Annotated in this window: 25 protein-coding genes and 1 pseudogene; 19 read left to right on the forward strand and 7 right to left on the reverse strand. The window is 42.5% G+C overall.

Translation table 11 applies throughout. The features are described 5' to 3' along the window. Nucleotides 1–119: 119 nt before the first annotated feature. A complete protein-coding gene (locus tag JOD03_RS09645; RefSeq protein WP_204590631.1) occupies nt 120–1,346 on the reverse strand; it encodes a helix-turn-helix domain-containing protein in 1,227 nt (408 codons plus the stop codon). 113 nt (nt 1,347–1,459) lie between these two features. Here JOD03_RS09645 and JOD03_RS09650 point away from each other — a divergent pair, with 113 nt between their 5' ends. Then, entirely contained in the window at nt 1,460–2,761 is a 1,302-nt protein-coding gene (locus JOD03_RS09650; RefSeq protein ID WP_204590632.1) for an MFS transporter, read from the forward strand. A gap of 14 nt (nt 2,762–2,775) precedes the next feature. Here the strand turns inward: JOD03_RS09650 and JOD03_RS09655 are convergent, their stop codons facing one another. The 4 genes from JOD03_RS09655 to JOD03_RS09670 form a co-directional block, all read right to left on the reverse strand. Next, nucleotides 2,776–3,954, reverse strand: coding sequence for an MFS transporter (locus JOD03_RS09655; protein WP_204590633.1), 1,179 nt, complete (start codon nt 3,952–3,954; stop codon nt 2,776–2,778). Nucleotides 3,955–4,019: 65 nt separating this feature from the next. Further along, nucleotides 4,020–6,413: a heavy metal translocating P-type ATPase gene (locus JOD03_RS09660; RefSeq protein WP_204590634.1), complete on the reverse strand. Its 2,394-nt coding sequence runs from the start codon at nt 6,411–6,413 to the stop codon at nt 4,020–4,022. Between the two features lie 81 nt (nt 6,414–6,494). Continuing rightward, on the reverse strand, nt 6,495–6,710 hold the full coding sequence (locus JOD03_RS09665) for a copper ion binding protein (RefSeq protein WP_239584928.1): 216 nt from the start codon (nt 6,708–6,710) through the stop codon (nt 6,495–6,497). A gap of 12 nt (nt 6,711–6,722) precedes the next feature. After that, nucleotides 6,723–7,031: a metal-sensitive transcriptional regulator gene (locus tag JOD03_RS09670; protein ID WP_204590635.1), complete on the reverse strand. Its 309-nt coding sequence runs from the start codon at nt 7,029–7,031 to the stop codon at nt 6,723–6,725. Between the two features lie 117 nt (nt 7,032–7,148). Between JOD03_RS09670 and JOD03_RS13920 the strand changes: the two genes are divergently transcribed. Continuing rightward, nucleotides 7,149–7,376, forward strand: a complete 228-nt coding sequence (locus tag JOD03_RS13920; protein ID WP_204590662.1) for an Lmo0850 family protein — start codon at nt 7,149–7,151, stop codon at nt 7,374–7,376. 580 nt (nt 7,377–7,956) lie between these two features. Here JOD03_RS13920 and JOD03_RS09680 read toward each other — a convergent pair. Further along, nucleotides 7,957–9,141, reverse strand: coding sequence for an FtsW/RodA/SpoVE family cell cycle protein (locus tag JOD03_RS09680; RefSeq protein ID WP_204590636.1), 1,185 nt, complete (start codon nt 9,139–9,141; stop codon nt 7,957–7,959). Nucleotides 9,142–9,278: 137 nt separating this feature from the next. Here JOD03_RS09680 and JOD03_RS09685 point away from each other — a divergent pair, with 137 nt between their 5' ends. The 7 genes from JOD03_RS09685 (at nt 9,279) to JOD03_RS09715 (ending at nt 17,182) form a co-directional block, all read left to right on the forward strand. Then, nucleotides 9,279–10,046, forward strand: a complete 768-nt coding sequence (locus tag JOD03_RS09685) for a hypothetical protein (RefSeq protein WP_204590637.1) — start codon at nt 9,279–9,281, stop codon at nt 10,044–10,046. After that, nucleotides 10,046–11,134 (forward strand): D-alanine--D-alanine ligase, encoded by a 1,089-nt coding sequence (locus JOD03_RS09690; protein WP_204590659.1) that lies wholly within the window; start codon nt 10,046–10,048, stop codon nt 11,132–11,134. The genes JOD03_RS09685 and JOD03_RS09690 overlap by 1 nt, the downstream gene beginning before the upstream one ends. Further along, nucleotides 11,131–12,495 carry a UDP-N-acetylmuramoyl-tripeptide--D-alanyl-D-alanine ligase gene (locus JOD03_RS09695; protein ID WP_204590638.1) on the forward strand — a complete coding sequence of 455 codons (1,365 nt, stop codon included), beginning with the start codon at nt 11,131–11,133 and terminating at the stop codon, nt 12,493–12,495. Before JOD03_RS09690 ends, JOD03_RS09695 begins: the two co-directional genes overlap by 4 nt. A 10-nt stretch (nt 12,496–12,505) precedes the next feature. Further along, the gene (locus JOD03_RS09700; RefSeq protein WP_204590639.1) at nt 12,506–13,234 is read left to right on the forward strand and encodes an alpha/beta hydrolase; all 729 of its coding nucleotides are present in this window, start codon (nt 12,506–12,508) and stop codon (nt 13,232–13,234) included. Between the two features lie 348 nt (nt 13,235–13,582). Beyond that, nucleotides 13,583–15,109: a degradosome RNA helicase CshA gene (gene cshA, locus JOD03_RS09705; protein WP_204590640.1), complete on the forward strand. Its 1,527-nt coding sequence runs from the start codon at nt 13,583–13,585 to the stop codon at nt 15,107–15,109. Between the two features lie 92 nt (nt 15,110–15,201). Continuing rightward, the gene (locus tag JOD03_RS09710) at nt 15,202–15,675 is read left to right on the forward strand and encodes a PH domain-containing protein (RefSeq protein ID WP_204590641.1); all 474 of its coding nucleotides are present in this window, start codon (nt 15,202–15,204) and stop codon (nt 15,673–15,675) included. Continuing rightward, a complete protein-coding gene (locus JOD03_RS09715) occupies nt 15,668–17,182 on the forward strand; it encodes a PH domain-containing protein (protein WP_204590642.1) in 1,515 nt (504 codons plus the stop codon). Before JOD03_RS09710 ends, JOD03_RS09715 begins: the two co-directional genes overlap by 8 nt. Before the next feature lie 19 nt (nt 17,183–17,201). Here JOD03_RS09715 and JOD03_RS09720 read toward each other — a convergent pair whose 3' ends face one another. Further along, entirely contained in the window at nt 17,202–17,831 is a 630-nt protein-coding gene (locus JOD03_RS09720; RefSeq protein ID WP_204590643.1) for a rhomboid family intramembrane serine protease, read from the reverse strand. A gap of 59 nt (nt 17,832–17,890) precedes the next feature. Here JOD03_RS09720 and acpS point away from each other — a divergent pair, with 59 nt between their 5' ends. The 10 genes and pseudogenes from acpS (at nt 17,891) to JOD03_RS09765 (ending at nt 23,565) form a co-directional block, all read left to right on the forward strand. Further along, nucleotides 17,891–18,244, forward strand: coding sequence for a holo-ACP synthase (acpS, locus tag JOD03_RS09725; protein WP_204590644.1), 354 nt, complete (start codon nt 17,891–17,893; stop codon nt 18,242–18,244). A 46-nt stretch (nt 18,245–18,290) separates the two neighbouring features. Beyond that, entirely contained in the window at nt 18,291–18,485 is a 195-nt protein-coding gene (locus JOD03_RS09730; RefSeq protein ID WP_204590645.1) for a hypothetical protein, read from the forward strand. A gap of 104 nt (nt 18,486–18,589) precedes the next feature. After that, on the forward strand, nt 18,590–19,696 hold the full coding sequence (alr, locus tag JOD03_RS09735; RefSeq protein WP_204590646.1) for an alanine racemase: 1,107 nt from the start codon (nt 18,590–18,592) through the stop codon (nt 19,694–19,696). Nucleotides 19,697–19,946: 250 nt separating this feature from the next. After that, nucleotides 19,947–20,072: pseudogene (locus tag JOD03_RS13785) on the forward strand (transcriptional regulator); the annotation flags it as partial. Between the two features lie 5 nt (nt 20,073–20,077). Continuing rightward, the gene (locus tag JOD03_RS09740) at nt 20,078–20,428 is read left to right on the forward strand and encodes a type II toxin-antitoxin system PemK/MazF family toxin (RefSeq protein ID WP_204590647.1); all 351 of its coding nucleotides are present in this window, start codon (nt 20,078–20,080) and stop codon (nt 20,426–20,428) included. A gap of 125 nt (nt 20,429–20,553) precedes the next feature. Further along, nucleotides 20,554–21,384 (forward strand): STAS domain-containing protein, encoded by an 831-nt coding sequence (locus JOD03_RS09745; protein ID WP_204590648.1) that lies wholly within the window; start codon nt 20,554–20,556, stop codon nt 21,382–21,384. Beyond that, nucleotides 21,381–21,743 (forward strand): STAS domain-containing protein, encoded by a 363-nt coding sequence (locus JOD03_RS09750; protein WP_204590649.1) that lies wholly within the window; start codon nt 21,381–21,383, stop codon nt 21,741–21,743. Before JOD03_RS09745 ends, JOD03_RS09750 begins: the two co-directional genes overlap by 4 nt. 6 nt (nt 21,744–21,749) lie before the next feature. Then, nucleotides 21,750–22,151, forward strand: coding sequence for an anti-sigma regulatory factor (locus tag JOD03_RS09755; RefSeq protein ID WP_204590650.1), 402 nt, complete (start codon nt 21,750–21,752; stop codon nt 22,149–22,151). 13 nt (nt 22,152–22,164) lie between these two features. Then, entirely contained in the window at nt 22,165–23,166 is a 1,002-nt protein-coding gene (locus JOD03_RS09760) for a PP2C family protein-serine/threonine phosphatase (RefSeq protein WP_204590651.1), read from the forward strand. A 69-nt stretch (nt 23,167–23,235) separates the two neighbouring features. Beyond that, on the forward strand, nt 23,236–23,565 hold the full coding sequence (locus tag JOD03_RS09765) for an STAS domain-containing protein (protein WP_204590652.1): 330 nt from the start codon (nt 23,236–23,238) through the stop codon (nt 23,563–23,565). Nucleotide 23,566 lies beyond the last annotated feature (1 nt).

Raw genomic sequence — 23,566 nt, forward strand, 5'->3', positions numbered from 1 at the left:
TGCGGCTGATTCCGGAGCGTGTTTCTGGCGTTCGCAACTCGATTCCGATTTAGATGTGTAGAACGCCACTTTAGACGTTGAGTTCCACTGCGCGGCTGCTTTCCGCGGGCGCTGCCAGTTTAGTTTGTAGAATTCAGTTCTGCAATCAAATCACGCATGCGCGTCTTATAAGGAGTCTCAAGAAACGTATCAAGTTGCTCCCAAGCTTCTTCTGCAATTGCCAACGCCTTGTCTGATTCACCTTGCTGCTGATAAATCTTAGCCAGATAATACTCCCGTTCAGAATACATACTCAAGTCAATCGGGTGAGTGACAAAGTAGGGTGGAGGCGGAGTGTTTTCTAAAACTTCTTGCGCTTTATCGATTTGCTCTTTGTAATATAAAATCTTCGCATATTCCACACGCTCAGAATCCAACTCTTCAAGCGGCTTTGATGTTTTCAATATTTTCTGCATCAGCTTATCGGCTTCGTCTATTTGTTTTGTGTAGCTCGTATAATAATGAACCCAAATCAGTTGGATGAATTCTGTCACTTCCGCATCATCAGTAAATAGACCATACGCCTCTAAGCGAGAAATGTACATTTTTGCTTCTTTCTCATTTCCGGCCATGATAGCATGAATGATTGCTAAGCGGTAGAGGTGATCGAGGCGATAAAATACTTTTTGTTGTTTTGAGAATTCAATTGCAGCATGCATCGTATCAAGCGCTTTGTCTTGCTGACCGACCGCATAGTAAAACACAGCTTCCGAATAATCATAGTCAAGTCGAGATAACGGATCCGTCCATACAGATTGTTGTTCTAATGACTGTCGCTCTTCAAGTAATTGCCGAAGAGCTTCTTCATACTGTTTTTCACGGAACTTTACAGAAATTCGGAACAGACGAAGAGATGCTGCGCGGCGTGCTACTTGAATTTCCTCATAGAGAGTAATGGCACGGGAACAATAACTTTTCCAATCTGGATTTCCACTTTCATACGCAATTCGTGTGTACAGGTCGAGCAGTCGAGCATCTAGATACCCTCTTCCTTTTGCAGGCAGATGAGGTGCAATTAAATTCAAAATTTCACTAAATATCTTGGTGTCTGGATAACTAAGTTTTTTGTATAGTTCTTCAGCCTGACGAACAATTTCTTTTTTTTCAGCGGAAGACGAGTCTTCTAATAAATCACTCACAGAAACTTCCAAAGTCGATGCGATATGTTGAAGGCTTTCCATCGAAGGTTTTGCCTTGTTGTTTTCAATAAGACTCAACATGCCCTTTGTAATAGCATCGCCAGCAAGTTGCTGTAATGTCATTTTCTTTTCTTTACGTAGTTCACGGATACGTTCCCCTAAAGACATACGGATTCCCTCATTTCGTGTTAGTTTAATTATATTAAACTTTAGTGTTGACTTCAAGAAAATGGTATGATATATTTTTGTTTAATAAAATTAAACATTAAGGAGGCTTTATGATGGATGACGCAGTGAAGTTGAAAAAAGCAACTCAACATCTCTGGACATTTACGATTAGTAAGTTGATTAGTACGTTTGGTGCCTCGGTGTATACATTTGCCATTAGTTTTTACATTTTGCAAATGACCGGATCTGCATCTAGCTTTGCGATGAATCTGATTTTTAGTATCCTCCCAAGAGCTGTACTCGGTCCATTTGCAGGCTATGTTGTAGATAAGTATAACCGAAAAGTGATTGTCATTTCAGCGCAAATTATCACGGTGCTTACTATTCTCTCGTTAATCGGTTACATGATGGCATTTGGACTCTCGTTACCCGCAATTTATACGGTCACAGCAATTCTTGCGATGACATCGACTTTTTCAGGTGTCGCATTTAGTTCATCCATCTCAAGCCTCATTGACGAAACGCGTATTCAAAAAGCGATGTCTCTTAATCAAATGTCCATCTCATTTGCTGCGATTGCAAGTCCAGCGGTAGGGGGGATTTTGTACGGGACAGTTTCACTGGAAGTCTTTCTCGTATTGTTTGCAGTAGCTTCTGCAGTGGCTGTAATTTTAGAGTCGACCATGAACTTTACACTCTACTCACGTCGCACAGAGGAGAGTGAGCGAAAACAAGAAGAGATGCTTGAGAATATGAAAGCAGGTCTGGCATACGTCAAACTACAGCCGATACTTCTTTCTATCATGATTATTGCATTGTCCGTCAACTTTATGTTCGGAGCGTTTCAAGTTGGCTATTCTTTCGTATTGATTGATCAGTTGAAAATGTCTGCCCAGCACTTTGGATTTACAGAAGCAGCATTTGCCATCGGAATGCTTCTTACTTCGATTTACATGTCGTCACGGAAAGAATTTAAGTATCCGTTACTAATTTCGAAACGTGGAATACTAGTGCTTGGGATAATGCTTGCAGCAATTACTGTACCACTTTTACTTCCTATCTCCTATATGCAAATGTTGATCTTCTACATTGCGCTGATGTTCATACAAGGAGTCATGATTATTTTCATCAATACTCCGATGCAAGTGTATTTTCAAAAGACAATTGATGATGATTACAAAGGACGAGTATTCTCGCTGCTTGAGACATTTGCAATTGCGCTCATGCCGATTGGAATGGTGCTGTTTGGGGTATTATTTGATGTCTTCCCACCGGAACCGATCTTCCTCATCTCAGCAGTTATCCTCATTGCGACGGTACTGTATTTGACGAGAACATCGGTGTTAGTAAAAGCACATCCAGAACTTGCAAAGAAAAGCGTTGAATCATTGAATAAAGAGGTCCAGCCACTATAAAACAGCTAGTCCCATTACGGGGCTAGCTGTTTTTTTGTTTCGCGTAAAGAATTTGAATTGGCACGGAATAGAATGATTAGAACAATGCTTGCTAAAGACAAAACTGCGGAAACGACATAAAGCGTGTTTGGAAGTTGCGTAAAGATGAACGCGAATGTTAAGGGTCCGATGATACGACCTAGGTTGTCCATCGAATAACTGACTCCGGCAGCTGTACCATAGTTGCCGCCTGATTCTTTTGTTGTAAGAGCAACAAGTGTTGTTCTTGCTAAGGCATTTCCAACAGTAAAGATACAAAGTGTAATCCCCGCCATTACAAGACTAGTTGTAAAGAAAGTGAGGCCCAATCCAATTGCAGCAATCACTTGGGACCAAATGATCCAAGTTGTTTCGGTTCCATTTTTAATACGTCGCACGATTCCACCTTGAACGATGGCATCAACGAGTCCACTAAAGAGGAATAGATACCCGAGCTGAAGCGGTGTGATTTGAATCCGTTCGATATGGAACAACTGGAAGGTTGCTTCAAGTCCTGCTAGTAAGAATGTGACCATAAATGAGAAAATAAATAAGTAACGAATACGGTACATCCACAACGTTCGTGCTCCTTTCGGTAGCAACTGACGTTTATTTGCTTCGCCTGTTCGTTCAGGTTCTTTTAAAATGATTTGTGCGTAAACCAGAAGTACAAGAGTCAACACCGCAGACGCAATGAATGGGAGTTGTAAACTAATATCCCCGAGAATACCTCCAATGGCTGGTCCGAATATAAAGCCTAAGCCGATAGACATGCCGAGCAGTCCTAAATATTTATTGCGTGTTTCTTCAGTAGAAATGTCTGAAGCATACCCCGTCACAGCACTGTAAAGCGCTCCTGAGAAGAGTCCGCCAATAATCCGTGAAAGATAGAGAAGAATCAACGAGTCGAATGAAAAAGCAAATACCCAAAAGCTTAAACTGAAGCCCAATAGACCGACTAGTATTAATTTTTTGCGCCCTGTACGATCCGAGTATTTTCCCCATAAAGGAGCTACAAAAAAGGATGCGAGAGCATACACAGATAATAATCCACCAACGTGGATCTCTGAATAGTTTTGTTGAAGGATCACTTCAGGTAATACGGGAATAATGATGCCGAATCCTAAATAGACGAAAAACTGGACGGACATCAAAAGAGCAATGGATTGTTTCATGGTTTGACCTGCTTTCTTCGTTCTGCTCTTTATTCTACACCCTTTTTAACAAGAAAAAAACCACCTCACGAGGAGATGGTTTTTGGTTTGACGCGTTGCAAGCGCAGGGCATTTAATACGACCGATACAGAACTGAAAGCCATTGCTGCACCTGCAAGCCAAGGAGCCAAGAAACCAGCTGCGGCAATTGGAATACCTAAGCTGTTATAGGCAAAAGCCCAAAATAAGTTTTGCTTGATATTACGAACGGTCAGGCGGCTCATTTCAAGTGTTGCAGGGAGTGTCAGTAAGTCACCTTGCATCAGTGTGACATCTGCCGTCTCCATCGCTACAGAAGAACCTGTACCCATCGCCATTCCAATATCTGCTTGAGCAAGGGCCGGTGCATCATTAATTCCGTCCCCAACCATGGCTACCTTATGACCTTTGTTTTGCCACTCACGAACGACGTCAGCTTTTTGTGTAGGTAACACACCTGCAACGACTTCCGTAATCCCAACTTGTCTTGCAATAGCTTTTGCCGTCTCCGGTTGATCACCGGTCAACATGACAACTTGCATGCCGAGTGCGTGCAACTTTTCAATAGCTGCTTTTGACGAATCTTTTACGGTATCTGCCACTGCAAAAGTTGCCGCGTACGTTCCGTCGACTGCCATGTACAAAACACTCTTTCCTTCAGATTCCCACACATCGACGTGTGGAGAAGGGGAGCCGTCGCAGTTGTTTTCAGCAAGTAGCGCACGTGTACCAATCACGATAGATTTTCCGTTCACTTCAGCTTTAATACCTTTACCTGGGATAGCTTTGAAACCTTCGGCTGTAAATAGTTCTCCTAAATAACTAGACGTAATTGCGCGAGCAATGGGGTGTTCGCTGCCTTGCTCAGCAGATGCTGCAAGTTGTTGTATACCGTCTTTATCGAATCCATCCGCAACTTCAATGTGTACAAGTTCAGGTAGACCTTTCGTAATGGTTCCGGTTTTATCTAAAATGACCGTATCAATATGTTTGGTCTGCTCCATTGCTTCAGCGGTTTTGAACAAAATCCCCAGCTCAGCAGCCCGACCTGAACCCGCCATAATCGATGTCGGTGTAGCTAGTCCAAGTGCACATGGACAAGCAATAACCAACACGGCAATCGTGCTCATAAGGCTCGTTTCCAAATTACCGTTTGTTAAGAAGAAGTACCACACAATAAACGTTACAATTGCAATTCCAACGACTATCGGGACAAAAATTCCAGAAATTTTATCTGCAAGTCTCTGGATTGGCGCCTTTGAACCTTGTGCTTGTTCTACGACGCGAATGATTGACGACAACATCGTCTGCTTGCCAATCCCTGTTGCTTCCATGCGTAATGAGCCATGATCATTAATTGTGGCCGCATAGACGATGGCGCCTTCAGTTTTCTCTACAGGTAAACTTTCACCTGTCAGCATCGACTCATTCACGGTAGATGTTCCTGAAATGACTTTTCCATCGACCGGAATTTGATCACCCGGACGAATGATAATCACATCACCTTGTACAACATCGTGAATCGAGATTTCTTGTGATTGACCATCTCGTTCAACCGTTGCAGTTGTAGGTTGAAGCTGCATCAATTTCTTGATTGCTTCGGATGACTGACCTTTTGCACGCGCTTCAAATACTTTTCCGAGAATGATCAATGTAATAAGGACCGCGCTTGTTTCAAAATAGAGTCCTTGGTGATGCCCAGCTCCAGTCAACGTTAAGTAGACACTGTAGAAGTACGCTGCTGATGTACCAAGTGCTACGAGTACATCCATATTCGCGCTACCGTTACGAAGAGCGTTGTATGCACCTTTATAGAACATCGCTCCAACGTAGAACTGAACAGGTGTAGCGAGTGCCCACTGGACGTATGGATTCATCAAGATATCCGGTAAGTACATCCACTCTGTAAAGGAGAAGTGGGCCACCATTGTCCACAGAAGCGGTAAAGATAAAATCGCTGAGAGATAGAATAAGCGTTTCTTATGTCTATAAGCTTCTGCCCGGTGATCAACAGGTTCTTCTTCATTTGGTATAGATGCTCCATAACCGAGAGATTCTACTTTCTTGACGAGTTCCGCTGCAGAAATCTGTGACGGATTGTAGTGGATCTTTGCCGTCTCCAATGCAAGATTGACTGTTGCCTCAGATACACCATCCACTTTACCTAATCCTCGTTCGATACGGGCAGAACAAGCAGCACATGTCATTCCTTGAATATCTAAGTTTGCAGTTTCGTAGGCTACACCATAGCCAAGTTTTTCAATAGTAGCATTTAAATCAGCAGGCTTTATTTTGGAATCGTCAAACTCAACGTGTGCTTTTTCATTCGCAAAGTTGACAGAAGCTTTTGAGACACCTTCAAGCTTGGATAGGCCACGCTCTACTCGATTCGAGCAGGCGCTACACGTCATACCAGTAATCGGAATTTCAGTAGTCTTCATAGAAATCACCTTCCTTTATACTATATAGGGGTATATATTCGTCGAAAAAATAACTGCATAGAAGCAGCTATTTTCACCGTATTAAAAAGTTTTCACTTTATAACCTTCGTCTTCGATTGCTGCGATGATATCGCGGATTTCGATTGCTTCTGGATCAAACTCGATATCGACTTCACCAGTTTCTAAATGTACATCAACTTCATCAACTGCATCAATTGCTTTCACGCGGTCGTGGACTGCTTTCACACAATGCCCACAAGTCATACCTTCAACATGTAATTTAAGTGGTTGGATCATGAATAATCCTCCTTATTTTTTCGTCAGTTTCTGTACAGTTACGAGTAGTTCATCAAGAATTTCTTCGTCCCCAGCGAGCATCTTGTTGCGAACGCAACTTTTCAAATGCCCTTCTAACAAAATATTAGCTACAGAATTAAGTGCGGCTTGTGTAGCAGAAATTTGGGTGATGACATCATCACAATACGCATCGCGTTCAATCATTCCCTTAATACCCCGAATCTGACCTTCGATTCGATTTAAACGAACTGTTAAGTTGCGTTTCGTATCTTCTGAATGATGAGATGTACGTGCAACTGGGACCGCTTGAAGATTTTCCATAGAATCACCTCGAATCTGGATTACTGTAAGTATAGTATACCCACAGAGGGTAAGTAAAGTGAAAGGTTTTAATACGGAGTACGAAGCTTTTACAGACTTTCTACAATTGTAACAAAATTGAAAGATTTAAAAGTGAAGAAAAGTGGTACACTAATAGAGAATTCAAGTTACGAACGGTTTTTATTTTATGGAAAGGGTGAGGTATCGTTGGCTACAGAAATGGATGTTAAAAACTTGGTGAGCAATCTTGCAAAGTTAGGCGTCAAAGTAACCAAAACAAAGTCCCGCCTAGAAATGCTGAAAGCTCTAGCACCACCTGCTGCTCCAAAACCGCAGCACGGTTAAGGCTCCTCGTTTGAGGGGCTTTTTTTATTTGCCTTGCTATCCCTTACTTTTTAGTAGTATGCGCAATTTGAGTTCCATTTTGGGGTTGATTTCCTAGAATTAGTTTCCATAATATGACTTCGGTAGAATAAATGTGGATTTGGGTAGAATAAATGTGGATTTGGGTAGAATAAATCTCAGTTTCGGTAGAAGAAAGTATGATTTCGGTAGAAGAACGACCGCTCAGTTCGCAAACAAAAAACCGGCATACACAAAATCGGTGTATGCCGGCGTTCTCCACATCTAAAACTAAAGTTGAGTGGAAGGGAGGGGTTGACTCCAGTGGGATTCCAGTCTGCCGTGAGATCCCGCAGGAGCCTGCGACGAGGAAGCTCACGCAGCGCCAACGGAAAGCAGCCCCGCAGTGGAACTCAACGTCTTACTTTGCACAATTTCTGAACAGTCGGTTTCACATCTAACTGGAATCGAGTTCCGAACGCCAGAAACACGCTCCGGAATCAGCCGCACCCACAAAGGCTGAAGTACGCCTTCATGGGCACACCTGATTTCCTCGGAGTTTCTAGAGTGGCGTTCTTCACATCTAATCGTCATCCTGGTTCCCAAACATATACGTCTTATGATGAAACTTCATACTGAAAATCAAACCGAGCGCGAGCATATTCCCCATTAGCGAACTTCCTCCGTAACTAATAAACGGAAGAGGAATCCCTGTGATCGGCAATAACTGAATCGTCATCCCGATATTCTCAAATACGTGGAACGTAATCATCGCGATGATTCCAGCAGCCACATATGTGCTGAATGGATCTTTAAGTTGCAACGTGATTTTTGTTAAATGATAAATTAACACAAAGTAAAGAACGATGACTAAACTTGCACCGATAAATCCATACTCTTCTCCAATTACTGCAAAAATAAAGTCTGTATGATTCTCTGGTACATACACTTCACGCCCGCCATATCCTTTTCCGAAAATTTCACCTGATCCAATTGCGTTTAGCGAACTGATCAAATGCATACCTTCATTGGAAGCGTAAGAATAAGGGTCTAGCCAGGAATAAATACGCGCGAGTTGATACGGACTAAAGCCGAGCGTATTGACGATGAAGTCTTGCATATTTAAAGCCATCCAAATTAACGCTCCACCGATCCCAATTCCAGCTCCAAGTATCGGAAGAATAATCTTCCAAGTGATACCCGCTACAACAATCAAAGCTACTGTGATAGCAATGAAGACGAGCCCAGTGCCAAGGTCAGGCTGTAACATGATAAATGCAAATGGAATGATGAACAAACCACCGATTTTTAGTAAGAGCAAAAAGTCACTTTTTGACGTCTTGAAAGGATAGTTCTCATGATGCTTCACAATTAGCTTGGCAGCACCTAAAATATAAAAGGTTTTCATAAACTCGGCAGGCTGAATACTACCAATACCCGGTAAGTGGAACCAACTTTGTGCACCGTTTCGTGCTTCTACGAAACCGAGCGTTTCCGGTAGGATAAATAATATAATCAGTGGTACTAAACCAATACCATAAATGAACCATGCCATTTTTTTATAAGTCTCGGGTTCAATTAACATGACTACACCGATTATACCTGCTCCAACTATGTACCAAAACAGTTGCCTTGGAAGGAAGTTAATCCCGTACTGACCCGTTGTCTGAGCAGACGAGATCGCCATTAAACTGACGATTAAAAAAAGCAATAACAGGAAACCTAAGACCCAGTCAAAACGGTCTGTAAATTGTTTGTTTGAATTCATTTTGTCACCCACATCTAAATTTCATCCCTTTATTATAACGCACAACCACTTTTTATGCCTGCTTCATTAGACGCAGATAGATGGAAGATGTTGCAGCGGATAAAAGGTGTTAAACTAGAGGGGAGGAGGGACGTCTTATGAAAAAAGTAAAATTACCATCAGTAGATGAATATGTGCACCACTTATTTGTACATGGAAATGAAGGACAAAATTTTGCGCTCTTTAGCGGTTTGACGTTCCCTACAGTGCTTCATTACTTTGCAGATACAAACGTAATTGTGTTACTTGAACATGGCTACGAGGACGCTTCATTTGATATGCATACGCAGTTCGAATACATCGTGCAAGAAGAATTTAAAGATTTTGTGACATCCTTAAAAGATCAAAAATCGCGTCTTTGTTTATTGGATGTAGCCGATGAAAAACGATTGATTCAACTCTCTCCGCAGGAACAAGCGGAACTGCTATATGTCGCACACAAAAAAGAGACATTCCGGAGTCCGTTTTATCATACGTTGAAAAATCGCTTTGTCTATCTTGGTGATGAAAGTGATAGGATTTCAAAAGTGTATTTCCGGGAATACGATGAGATGATGCGTCTCGTCGTTCATTTGTTCAATCAACTTGCAGCACAAAAGACTCGATCAAACATGTTCTTCAGAAGACGTGTTCAGCAAGTAGTACCTGAATTGATCCATGAACAATTTATACTCTTTGAAGATTTACTTGAAGATGGGGCCTTGCTGTCACTTGCAAGGTTAGATGATGGGAGCTTTCGACTTGAACTTCGAGAAATAGCAGACCCTTCGTTTCCAGATGAAATCATGCAAGATGTCGATACGTATTTAACACAACCAACCCTGGGCTTACTCCCATTTGTAGCCCGTTCGAAAATGGAGGACTAATTATGAAGAAAATTGGAATTGTGTATGGTGGAAAGTCCGCCGAACACGAAGTATCGTTGATGACCGCTAAAGCAGTAATCGCTGCACTAGATTTTTCAACGTATCAAGTTACACCGATTTACATCACACTAGATGGAGAATGGGTGTGCGGAGAAAAATTAACAGCACCTGTTGAGGAGGCAGAAGCGCTTCGTTTCACAGGCACTGACCAGCCAAATTCAATCGCTCAGTTTGTAGAGCTTGCGTCAAATCCAGAGACACGTTTTGATCTGGTGTTCCCTGTTCTTCATGGACCTAATGGGGAAGATGGTACGATTCAAGGCTTGTTTGAGATGATGAACTTGCCATACGTAGGAAATGGCGTCCTTGCTTCGTCAGCAGGAATGGACAAAGTCGTGATGAAACAATTGTTCACACAAGCAGGTTTGAAACAAGTACCTTATGAATACTGCTTACATAGTTACTACAACGCCCACAAAGAAGAATTCTTAGATGCCTGCGAACAGAACCTCACATACCCACTGTTTGTAAAGCCTGCCAACTTAGGTTCAAGTGTCGGAATTTCCAAAGCGAAAACACGTGAAGAACTAGAAGCTGCGATTCAGTTTGCGTTTGAATACGATCGTAAAATCGTCGTCGAACAGGGAATCACGGCGCGTGAAGTCGAGCTTTCGGTTCTAGGAAATGACGAGCCTAAAGTATCCATTGCTGGAGAAGTATTGCCGACAAAAGACTTTTATGATTATTCGGCAAAATACGTAGATGGTACGACAAACTATGCAATTCCTGCTGAAATCACAGAGCAAGAACTAAGTGACCTGCAACAAGCGTCAATTGACGCATTTAAAATTCTGGATTGCTCTGGTCTAGTTCGTGCAGATTTCTTCTTAACGACAGATGGCGACGTGTACATTAATGAAGTCAACACATTACCAGGATTCACTCCAATCAGCATGTATCCAAAACTATGGATTGCATCTGGAAAAACGTATGCGGAACTAGTTGAAGAATTAATTCAACTTGGACTTGAGCGTTTTGAGGAAAAGAAACATCGTGCCTACACGCGAGACGAGGATGGTTCAAAATGAAAAAGACATTACGTGAACTAGCAACATGGTTAGGAGCTGACGCAAAAGAATTTGGAGACGTCATCGTGACGGGTGCTTCATTAAATACGCGTACACTACAGCCGGGAGAATTATTTATTCCCTTCCGCGGTGAACAGGTCAATGGCCATAAATTTGTTGAGCAAGCATTCGAGCAAGGCGCGAGTGCAGCACTTTGGTTAAAAGATGAGCCGAACCCACCTACAGATCGCCCGCTTCTCTTTGTAGAAGATCCCGCGAAAGCTCTTCAAACGCTAGCAGCTGCCTATCGTCAAGAATTGAAGGCGACGTTTGTTGGTGTGACCGGATCAAACGGGAAAACATCGACGAAAGATTTGCTTGCTGGACTTTGTGAACCGTATTTCAAAACAATCAAAACACAAGGGAATTTCAACAATGAACTCGGGTTACCATTGACACTTCTTGCAATTGATGAAGATACGGAAGTTGCAGTTCTTGAGATGGGCATGAGTTCATTTGGAGAGATTGAATTTTTATCAAACCTTGCCAAGCCTGCATTTACAGTGATTACGAACATTGGAGAAGCGCATTTACAAGATCTTGGCTCTCGTGAGGGCATTACAAAAGCAAAAATGGAAATCATCTCAGGAATGTCACCTGAAGGGAAATTGTTCTTTGATGGAGATGAGCCACTTCTGCTCCAAGCCGTTGCTGAAAAAGCTGATTTGCACGCCATCCCGTATGGCAAGGGAGAAAACTGCACACTGCGTCTCACATCAACTGCATTTTCGACAGAAGGAACACAGTTTACAACAGAAGGTGAAGTAGAGGGCGATTTCGTACTTCGCGTACTTGGTGAACATCAAGCGAAAAATGCACTTGCTGCGATTTTGATCGGTCGCGAATTAGGATTGACGGTAGACCAGATCAAACAGGGTTTGAAAGACGTTATTTTAACGGATATGCGCATGCAAGTGATGGAGACGGATGGACCTACATTTATCAACGATGCATACAATGCAGCACCTACTTCCATGCAAGCCGCAATTCATTTCCTCCGTGACGCCGATTTTGGGAAGAAAAAATGGCTCGTACTTGGAGATATGTTAGAACTAGGAGAGGCCGAACTTGCTTACCATGCACAACTTGCCGCTTCCATTAATAAGCAAGATTTCACTGGAGTCGCATTAATCGGACCACGTATGAAGGCTCTCTATGCAGAACTGCAAGGATCATTTGGGGAAGCCGTGTACTGGACAGATGAGATGGAAAGTTTACAACAACATTTGACAAAAAAATTAACATCGGACGATTTGGTTTTACTCAAAGGCTCAAGAGGTATGAAAGTAGAAAGAGCCATGGAGACATGGAACCGAAAGTGAGTGAAGTCTGATGAAGACCGGTGTGTTATTTATCCATGGCTATACAGGTGCACCTTATGAAGTTGAGCCGTTTGTGGAGTATGTTGCGAAACATACAGACTGGACATTGTCTGTCGTCACGCTTCCAGGACACGGGGAAGAACTCGAATTGACTGAAATGCTAGCAGAAGATTGGACGATGGAAGCTGAAATCGCCATTCGAAAGTTGTTGCCACAAGTAGACAGACTGTATGTCGTCGGATTTTCGATGGGCGGGCTGATTGCGATGTATCTGTCTCTTCGTTATCCTGTCGAACGCCTCGTACTATTGAGTGCAGCAGCCAAATATATAGCACCTGGACAGATGCTTCAAGATATTCGTGAAGTAGCTGTTGATTTGTTGAAAAAACAAGCGGATCAAAATCCTGTCTACATGCGCTACCGTCAAAAAGCAGGAAAGACCCCGATTCGATCTGCTTATCAGTTTACGCGTGTACTAAAACTTGTTGAACCGTACTATAGTAAGATTACGATTCCGGTATGTATCGTCCAAGGGAAGAAAGACGGGATTGTGCCTTTTCAAGCAGCAGAGTATCTCTATGATCAGCTAGGGTCTGAAGAAAAGGAACTTATTTTCTCAGACTGTGGAAAACATCATATTTGTTACAGTGATGATTGTGATGACTGGTTTGAAAAAGCTCTTTCTTTTTTGAACAAGCCGATTCCTATCCCTCAAGACATGCAAACGCATACAACTTGAACAATTTGTGAATAGAATTAGAAGTAGTTGGAACACTAAGTGCACATGCGTTGCTTTTTAAGGTGACGCATGATACACTGTTTTGAGCAATGGATACATTTTGTGTAAAGACTCTTCTGTTAGTTTGCGAAGAGCGCTTTTTTTTTGAACTTAACGGCTGTGCTAGACGTACTTAAACGCTCACCAGCCGCTCGGCAATCACCGGGCTTTCCTATTATTAATTACCTCTCGTGAAACCCACAGAGATTTTCGTAACGGAGACGTTCCTCTTTATTTGGCTCGAAATTTGCCGCCAGTCATCTGAAAATGTAACCATTTGTCAAAACAGAAACAAAGGAGATTAGTATTTTGACAAATTTTTCAGAATTAAACATCAGTGCTTCAACATTAAAATCTATTAAACGTATGGGTTTTGAAGAAGCAACCCCAATCCAAGAAGGTACAATCACACATGCAATGGAAGGGCGCGACGTATTAGGTCAAGCTCAAACAGGTACTGGTAAAACAGCTGCTTTCGGTATTCCATTAATTGAAAAGATTGACCCAAAAAACCCGAACATCCAAGGATTGATCATTGCACCAACGCGTGAGCTTGCAATCCAAGTATCAGAAGAACTTTACAAGCTTGGTTATGACAAGCGTGTAAAACTTTTATCTGTATACGGTGGACAAGATATCTCTCGTCAGATTCGTGCGCTTAAAAACAATCCACAAATCATCGTTGGTACTCCAGGACGTATCTTGGATCACATCAACCGTCGTACATTGAAACTTGAAAACGTCAATACATTAGTTCTTGACGAAGCAGATGAAATGTTAAACATGGGCTTCATCGAAGATATCAACACGATTCTTTCGAATGTTCCAGACACGCGTCAAACACTTTTATTCTCAGCTACTATGCCTGGACCGATCCGCAAAATTGCGAACACGTTCATGAAAGAGCCTGTAGAAGTGAAGATCAAATCAAAAGAAATGACAGTGGAAAACATTGAGCAATTCTTCGTGAAAGCAGCAGAACGCGAGAAGTTCGATGTGTTATCACGTATCATCAATGTTCACCAACCGGAACTTGCGATCATCTTCGGTCGTACAAAGCGCCGGGTTGACGAACTATCTCACGCTCTTAGCATCCGTGGGTATATGGCAGAAGGAATCCATGGTGACCTTAGCCAAGCAAAACGTATGTCAGTATTGAAGCAATTTAAAGAAAATAAAATTGACATCCTAGTAGCGACTGACGTTGCTGCACGTGGATTAGATATCTCAGGCGTTACACACGTTTACAACTTTGATATTCCACAAGATCCTGAAAGCTATGTTCACCGTATCGGTCGTACAGGCCGTGCAGGTAAGAGTGGAATGGCGATTACATTTGTAACACCACGTGAAATGGGTTACCTTCGTATTGTTGAAGAAACAACGAAGAAGCGTATGACACCATTACGTCCACCAAGTGAGGACGAAGCATTACTAGGTCAACAACGCGTGGCAATGGAAACATTGACAGAGCTAGTTGAAAAGAATGACTTAGGTGATTACCGCGCTCTAGCAACTGAGCTTCTTGAAAACTTAGATGCAGTTGATTTGGTAGCAGCAGCTATTAAATCAATGACAAAAGAACCAAGTGATCAGCCTGTGACAATCTCTGAAGAGCGTCCACTTCCAATGCGTGGAGAACGTTCTGGTGGAGGTCGCGGAGGATACCGTGGTGGAAACCGTTCAGGCGGAGGCCGTGGTGGTCGCTCAGGCGGTTCAGGTGGTCGGAGTGGAGACCGTGGCGGCGCTCGTCGTTCATCGGGTCCACGTGATGGTTCGACTCGTCGTTCTGCACGTCCAGCATCATCTGCACGTCCAGCACGTCGTAACGACTAATTCAATTTCAAGCTTCTCTTCCTTTTGGAAGGGGAGCTTTTTTTGAAACTTCATAGCATATAATACGTATAGGAGAGTAAGGAGGGATTATCATGCAAACGGGAAATCATTTATCACGCAAAGGGCTCACGGTCTGGCGCATTTATGGTCTTATTCAATCATTAATTCTTGTGCTGATTGCAGGTGGAATCAGTGCGTTTGATTTTTTCTTTTTTGGGCTCGGTTGGCTCTACATAGTGACCATCAGTTTATTAGTGATTTTAATCGTACTGATTATTGGGGTACTGCCAAGTTTACGATGGAAGCGCTGGCGTTATGAGGTACGAGAACATGAAATCGAATTGCAACATGGGCTTTTTATAGTGAAACGAACATTAATTCCGATGGTTCGCGTACAACATGTCGATACTGAACAAGGCCCGATTTTGCGCAGTTACAATTTAGCCTCTATACATATTTCGACGGCTGCCACTTCGCATACGATTCCATTTTTAGACGAAATAGAAGCCGAATCGATGCGCAGAAGAATTTCGGAGCTTGCAAGGGTGGCGGAAGATGATGTCTGAGACACGTTATAAACTACATCCGGTGGCTGCAGTCATCACATTTGTAAAAGGGTTGAAAGATCTTATTTTTCCACTAGTGATTTTTTTGATTTTAGGCAATACAGGGGGAGAAGATGGTGGCCTTTTTCGGTTCATACCCTATGTTCTAGGTGGACTTGCCTTACTTCTCTACCTTATATCGGGAATCATCAAATGGTGGAAGTATGAGTATTGGTTTGAAGATGGTGAACTCCGCATCGAATACGGCTTGATTGTCAAAAAGAAACGGTATATTCCGTTTGAAAGAATCCAAAGCCTGGATTACACAGAATCCATTTTTCACCGACCGTTCAAGCTTGTGAAAGTGAAAGTAGAGACAGCTGGTGGGGGTGTAAGTGGAGAAGCGGAAGCCGAGTTAACAGCGATAACACTCGCTGCAGCCGATCAAATCAAACAAGAAATGATTGCCGCAAAGAAAAAGCGTGTAAAAGTAGTAGATGAAGTGGAAGGAGATAGTTTGGAAGAGGGAGTTGACGCAATTCAGCCAATTGAATTAGAGTCAGAAACTGAATCTCAAACGTCCACGACTCGACTGCTGCACAAAATGAAATCCAAAGACTTACTACTACTCGCCGCAACATCTGGTGGGATCGGAATCATTTTCTCTGGGGCCGCTGTTGTGCTCTCTCAGTTTTCAGAATTTATTCCCTACGAAGAGATCTATAATGAAGCATTGGAGCTGTTCCGTTTTGGAGCAATGTTTGTAGCGTTACTTGTTTTTGCTGTGGTGTTGATAAGTTTCCTGGTCAGTGTAGTTTTAACCTACTTACAAAACTATGGCTACACAGTCACGCTCGACGATAAAGAGTTGATTATTCAGCGCGGGTTATTAGAGAAAAAACGAACGACCATTCCGATGCACCGTATCCAAGGGATCCAACTTGTTGAAAATCCATTTAGGCAGTTATTCGGCTATGCGACCATCGTGCTGGATAGCGCAGGGGGAAGTGTGTTAGAAAAAAGTGAAACGGTCAAACTCGTTCCGTTAATGAAACGAACGGAGGCTGTTACCTTACTGACAGACTTATTCCCAGAATGGGACTGGGATCCAGAGTTTACCCGTGCACCAAAACGCACACGTAAGTTTTACTACCGAATCAATTTACTACTCATCGCGATAATAGGGGCTGTGTTAGGTTATTTCTTCTACCCATATGGACTCCTATTCTTCTTACTGATTCCTGTGAGTGTGGCATTTGATATTTGGAACCATAAGGCAAGTGGTATAGCTATACGAGATACTTATTTAGCGATGCAGTACCGCTTTTTCTCTCGTAAGACCGTGTGGCTTGCAAAGAAACGAATTCAAGCAGTGACGCTTTCCCAGTCTTACTTTGAGAAGCGGGCGGATGCAGCTTCTATACATGCTACTATCAAGTCAGGCGCGCTCGGTAGCCAGCACAGTTTAAAAGCGATGGAACGAGACGATATGCAACGCGTTATGAACTGGTATTTACCAAACACATAAACAAAACCGCGACCGGCTGCTAACGACGCAGTGCGGTACGCGGTTTTGTTTTTTTCCATTTCGATAAGCGACTTGGGTGGAAATAGTAGAATCCAAGAATGAATCCTGTAATCAACCCACCAAAGTGAGCCGTGATGTTGATGTTCGGCATTATAAATGTCATGACGATTCCAATCAAAATGATAGGAAGGATGATTTGTTTCAATTGAGGCAATGCATTGCGTGTGTAATAGACGAGTGCAGCAAAAGCGCCAAAAATTCCGTAGATGGCTCCACTTGCTCCGAGATGCATATAATTCGCATCTTCTAACACGTATGATGCAAGTGTACCTGCGATTCCGGATAAAAAGTAGATCGTCAAAAAGCGTGTGCGACCTGCGATCCGTTCTAGTTCTGGTCCGAATAAAAACAGGGAGAACATGTTGAACAGTAGATGCATGATGCCGCCGTGTAGAAACATCGGGGTAATCAGTCTCCAATAGTCACCTGCGGCAATAGAGCCGTTGTGGCCGATTCCAATCCCATAAACATAAGGCCCGATGATTGGGAGATTTGCTATAATGTGAATAGCAATTGTTACAACGAGAAGGGTAAAGACGACCGGATAATACGTTCGGTATTCTCGGAAATTTTCATGTCGTATAAACATAGTGGATTTCACCTCATTCGATTTTAGTATACATGGTAGAGAGGAGCAATAGAAGCAGAATGATTAGAGGGATTGGACTAGACATTATTGAACTGGACCGGATTGGCCGGTTGATTCAAAGGTCACCAAAATTCTATAAACGCATCCTGACACCAAATGAGCAGGCATATTATGAAACAGCAATACCGAGTCGTCAAATTGAATTTTTAGCAGCCCGCTTTGCTGCCAAAGAGGCATTTGCGAAAGCACTCGGAACGGGAATAGGCGCCAGCTGTAGTTTTCAAGATATTGAAGTTGTGAAAAATGAACTCGGTGCACCTTCCATCGTTTATAAAGAAAATCAATTCCAAGCATTTCTCTCCATTACACACACAAAAGAGTATGCGGCCGCGCAAGTGATTCTGCTGTCATAGGAGTCAGTCCTTCGCATAGAATGACCTAGAATGGTAGGAAGAAAGTATGGACGCTCTGAAAAAATGGCAGTTGGTACTTCTGCTTCTTGTAGTCAGTCTATTGGTGGGGTGTAAAGAGGCGATTGAAGTCTGGCACACGCAACCGGATTATTACCGTGTATCAGTAACTGATCAAGACCCAGAAAAGAACCAATTGATTGTTCGGAACAATGAAGGAGTGCGGGTGTCTCTTATTTCCTAGCCTCCACACAGTTGACTCCAGATGAAATGATTCAAGTCGCTGCTTCGATGTCGGCGCATTCACAAAAATAACAACTTATCCTACGACAAAAGAAGGTAAACATCATGACACATTATCGTCCAACCTATTTAGAAATCGATTTAGATGCAATCTCTACAAATATCGCAACGTTAAAAAACCAACTAAACGAAGAGACAATGATTATTCCGGTAGTCAAAGCAAATGCCTACGGTCACGGGGCAGTCCGTGTTGTGCAGCATTTAGAGGCGCAAGGTCTCCAGTTCTTCGCAGTGGCCACACCGGATGAAGCAGTAGAATTAAAAGAGGCGGGGAGTCAGTCGGAGATACTTGTTCTCGGCAACTCTCCGCATTCGTTTATACCGTATGCAGAGCGTCACCGTATTCATTTAACCGCGCACTCTTTGGAATGGATTCAAAACATCCCGACTACTGCATCTCCGTTTCTCCATATCAAGTTAGATACGGGGATGGGGCGGATTGGGTTACAGTCTGAACAGGAGTTAAAAGAAGCATTGCGATTGATTGCGCAACATAAGAACTGGAGGATTGAAGGTGTTTATACACATTTTGCAACTGCTGATGAAGCGATAAATCCACACTTTGAACAGCAGTTGAAAAAGTTTGAGAAGTGGCTAGCTTTATTCCCTGAACGTCCTCGACTTGTGCACGCTGCAAATAGTGCGGCCGCTATCCAGCATGGGGGAGCAGCTTTCTCAGCTGTACGGTTTGGAATATCGATGTATGGCATTGCAGCCTCTGATTGGATGAAAGAAAATCGTCCATTTGTGTATACACCTGCTATGAGATTGGTATCGGAGCTTGTTCACGTTAAGCAAGTTGAAGTAGGTACATCGATTGGGTATGGCGCATATTATACAAGCGCAGAACCTGAGTGGATCGGTACCCTTCCAATTGGTTATGCTGATGGATTATTACGCGGGCTAAAGGGGCTCTCTGTATTGATTGAAGACACAGTTGCACCTATTGTCGGCAAAATTTGTATGGATCAAACCATGATTAAATTGCCGAAAGAGTTTAAAGTAGGTACAAAGGTGGTATTACTAGGTTCAAATGGGGTACATACCATTCCTGCTGAAGAATGGGCGGAATACTTACGTACAATCCCCTATGAAATCTGTTGTCAACTTTCGTATCGCGTTCCACGGATTTACCCACAATCTGACAAATAAAACTAGTACTTCCTACGTAAATTTCTATTAGATTGTCGAAATAACCTTTCTATGAGAGGGAATCGATGGTAAGATGAAAGAAATTGTCGTATAGAGGAAAGTTTTGTCGGAGGTGTTTTTTGTGGGGGGAAAGTCAGATAAAATAGAAACAGTTTATCTGTTAGCAGATTATATGGAGGAAGTCCGTCCCGTATACGGAAAGCGTGTTTTGAAAAAACACGTTACGAAACTGCATGGACAAACATCAATTATACGAGAAGCCATGATACAGGGGTACCTGGAAATGTCTCGTATTAATTTGTCTATTTGCAGTGAATGTCTTCATGCAGAGTATGAGGCGCATGATACCACTGAGCGACTCGTAAGTGGAGGCTGACATATTTGATCGTAAAACGAGGAGATATCTTCTACGCAGACTTATCACCGGTAATCGGGTCTGAACAAGGTGGCACAAGACCCGTACTGGTTCTGCAGAATGATATCGGAAACCGATTTAGTCCAACCGTAATTGTCGCGGCAATTACAGCTCAGATTCAAAAAGCAAAGTTGCCTACGCATATCGAAATCGATGCGGAACGGTATCAGTTAGAGCGCGACTCCGTAGTTTTACTAGAGCAGTTACGAACTATTGATAAATCCCGACTCACAGACAAACTCACACACCTAGATGACGAAGTGATGGAAAGCGTAGACCATGCAGTGGCTATTAGTCTAGGCCTCATCAAGTTTTAATACATACATAGAAAAAGCACAGTGCGCTACTGTGCTTTTTTTCATGGAATAATCAGCAGGTGCTAAAATAAACAATTTCAGCTACAATAAAACTACTACAGAATTTAAAGGAGTGTCTCCGTGAAATGAACGTTACACTAGCAAGTTACATACGTGAGAATCTAAATCCGATTCTAGAAACGTGGAAACAATTTATGGAAGAAGAAGGAGATGGCAAGTTCTTTCAAATCATGTCAGACGGTATGATTGATTCAACTGCCCGTGAGCTAGGCGAATTACTCATTGTCAATCTCACAGAAAATGACGAGGAATTCTCACAAAAAGTAGAAGAATTCTCTATAAAAATAGCACGTCATGGCTGGTCCATTTCATTTGTCATGAAAGCCTTATCGAATTTCACAGAAGCAATCTATGATCATATGGGAAAATCCGATTTCTTAAATGACAACAAATCAGGTAACTACATTCGGTTAATGAACAATTGGCTGACGCCTTTAAATCACAGCATTGTGGAAGCCTACTCGAAAACGTGGGAACGAACAGTGCACCTGCAAAAAATGGCTTTACAAGAATTGTCTGCGTCGCTTATTCCGGTCTTTGACAAGATCTCAGTCATGCCACTCGTTGGAACGATTGATACAGAGCGCGCAAAATTAATTATGGAAAACTTACTTCAAGGTGTGGTGAAACACCGTTCAGAAGTTGTACTTTTAGACATTACGGGTGTCCCAGTTGTAGATACTATGGTGGCACACCATATCATCCAAGCAGCTGATGCTGTTCGTTTAGTCGGAGCAAAATGCATGCTCGTTGGTATTCGACCAGAGATTGCTCAAACAATTGTAGCTCTTGGTATCAACTTAAATGAATTCACAACGACGAGTACACTACAACGAGGGATGGAACAGGCCCTCGCCATTACAAATCGACAAATTGTAGAGGTGGAAGAAGAATGAGAACTCGTATTCCGATATTAAAACTACGTGACACATTGATCGTTTCAATCCAATGGGAACTTGATGATCAAATGGCGTTATCGTTTCAAGAAGATTTATTAAATAAATTACACACTACAGCTGCACGCGGAGTTGTGATTGACCTGACGTCAATTGATTTCATTGACTCATTCATTGCGAAGGTTTTAGGGGACGTCATTAGCATGTCCGGATTAATGGGAGCAAAAGTTGTCATTACTGGTATCCAACCAGCGGTAGCAATCACACTTATCGAGCTTGGTATCCGTCTAGAGGATGTCGCAACAGCTCTTGATTTAGAGAATGGATTGGAAAAACTTGAACGAGAATTGGAGGACTAATCCATTATGAGCATTGAGTCTTCTGTAGATATCATTACGGAGTGGGATATCGTTGCAGCGAGACAGCTTGGACGTAACGAGGCAAAGGAAGTCGGTTTCGGAACTGTTGACCAGGCTAGAATCACAACAGCGATAAGTGAACTCGCTCGTAATATATACTTATATGCCGGCAAAGGGAAAATAACAATTGAACGCGTCACAGACGGTGCTATGAAAGGCATTATTATCATTTCAGCTGACCAAGGACCAGGAATTGCCGATCTTCGAAAAGTTATGGAAGATGGCTACACAACATCTGGTGGGCTAGGAGCAGGTATGCCAGGGGTCAAACGTTTGATGGATGACTTTAAAGTAGAGACGGAAGTAGGCGTAGGAACCACGATTACAGCTACGAAATGGCTGCGTTAAGGAGTGAAATCGAATGCCTCAAGAAGTTGAAAGGCAATACAAAGCGATTTTGCGAAACTATTTAGAACAGCAAAATGAGCTGAACCTCTATGAGGGGCAAACGTTCAGTAAACAGCTGATTCAAAAGAATATTTCTCCGGAAGAGATGATTGGCATACATAGAGCGGCGCTCGAAGAAGTTGTTTCTGAGGTCCCGGAGAAAATTGAGCATTCCTTCGATTTATTAATCGAAGTGATGATTCGCTATGGCTTGGCATTACATGAACACCAAAATTTAATACAAAAACAAGAGAACTTCCGTATAGAAATGGATTTAGCTACAAATGTTCAAAAAACACTGCTTAAGACGACTGTTCCACAAGTCGATGGATTAGACATTGGTATGCTATCGGTCCCAGCAAAAGAGATGAATGGAGACTATGTACACTTTTTGGCAGACTCACAAGCAGTGGGAATTGGTATTGCAGATGTTATCGGTAAAGGGATTCCTGCTGCACTATGCATGTCCATGATCAAAAATGGAATGGACAGTGTCGACTCGGCTACCGTTGACCCTTCTATCGTGTTAGACGTCATTAACCGAATCGTCGAGAGAAGTGTAACAGACTCCATGTTCGTTTCCATGATGTACGGAAATTACGATACGACAACAAATACGTTCACATATGCTTCAGCTGGTCATGAACCTGCACTGCATTATTCTTTGGAAGAGGGGGCCTTTCACGAATTATTCGTAAAAGGTCTCCTTCTCGGTGTCTTGCCTCAAACGACTTATCACTCCCAGACGACGAAGTTAGAAGTTGGAGACTTTATCGTGATGATGACCGATGGAGTGACAGAGTGTCGTTCGAAAGAAGGGTTTATTGAGATAGAAAAAGTTATGTCCATTATTGAAGACGTCAAGTCAGAGTCGGCGCAAGAGATGGTGGAGTATGTATATCGCGAGTTGATTTTGTTACAAGATTTTGAACTTCGCGATGATTTTACGCTTGTGATTGTGAAAAGGACCGTTTGATATGTTTACTCCCTGACAGATGAGGGGTATAGAACGTTAAACTTATATACTAGACAAGGGGAAACGATTATGAATATTTCAGTAGACTTACAACGAGAAGATAACAAGGTTTTAGGTTTTATCGAAGGTGAGATAGATGCATTCACGGCACCAATGCTACGCGAAAAATTAGCTGAAATCACATTGGAAGATTCTAAAGAAATTGTACTCGACCTTTCAGAGGTCTCTTATATGGACTCGACAGGTCTTGGCGTATTTGTAGGATTTTTTAAGAATGTAAAAGCAGAGAATGCGAAATTGAAATTAACTGGTTTGTCTTCACGACTCAAGCGTTTATTTGACATCACAGGTCTTGGAGAAATTATGGACATAGAATCATCAACAGGAGAGGTGAAGTGAA

It is taken from the genome of Chryseomicrobium aureum (assembly GCF_016909155.1).
GTDB classification, from domain to species: domain Bacteria; phylum Bacillota; class Bacilli; order Bacillales_A; family Planococcaceae; genus Chryseomicrobium; species Chryseomicrobium aureum.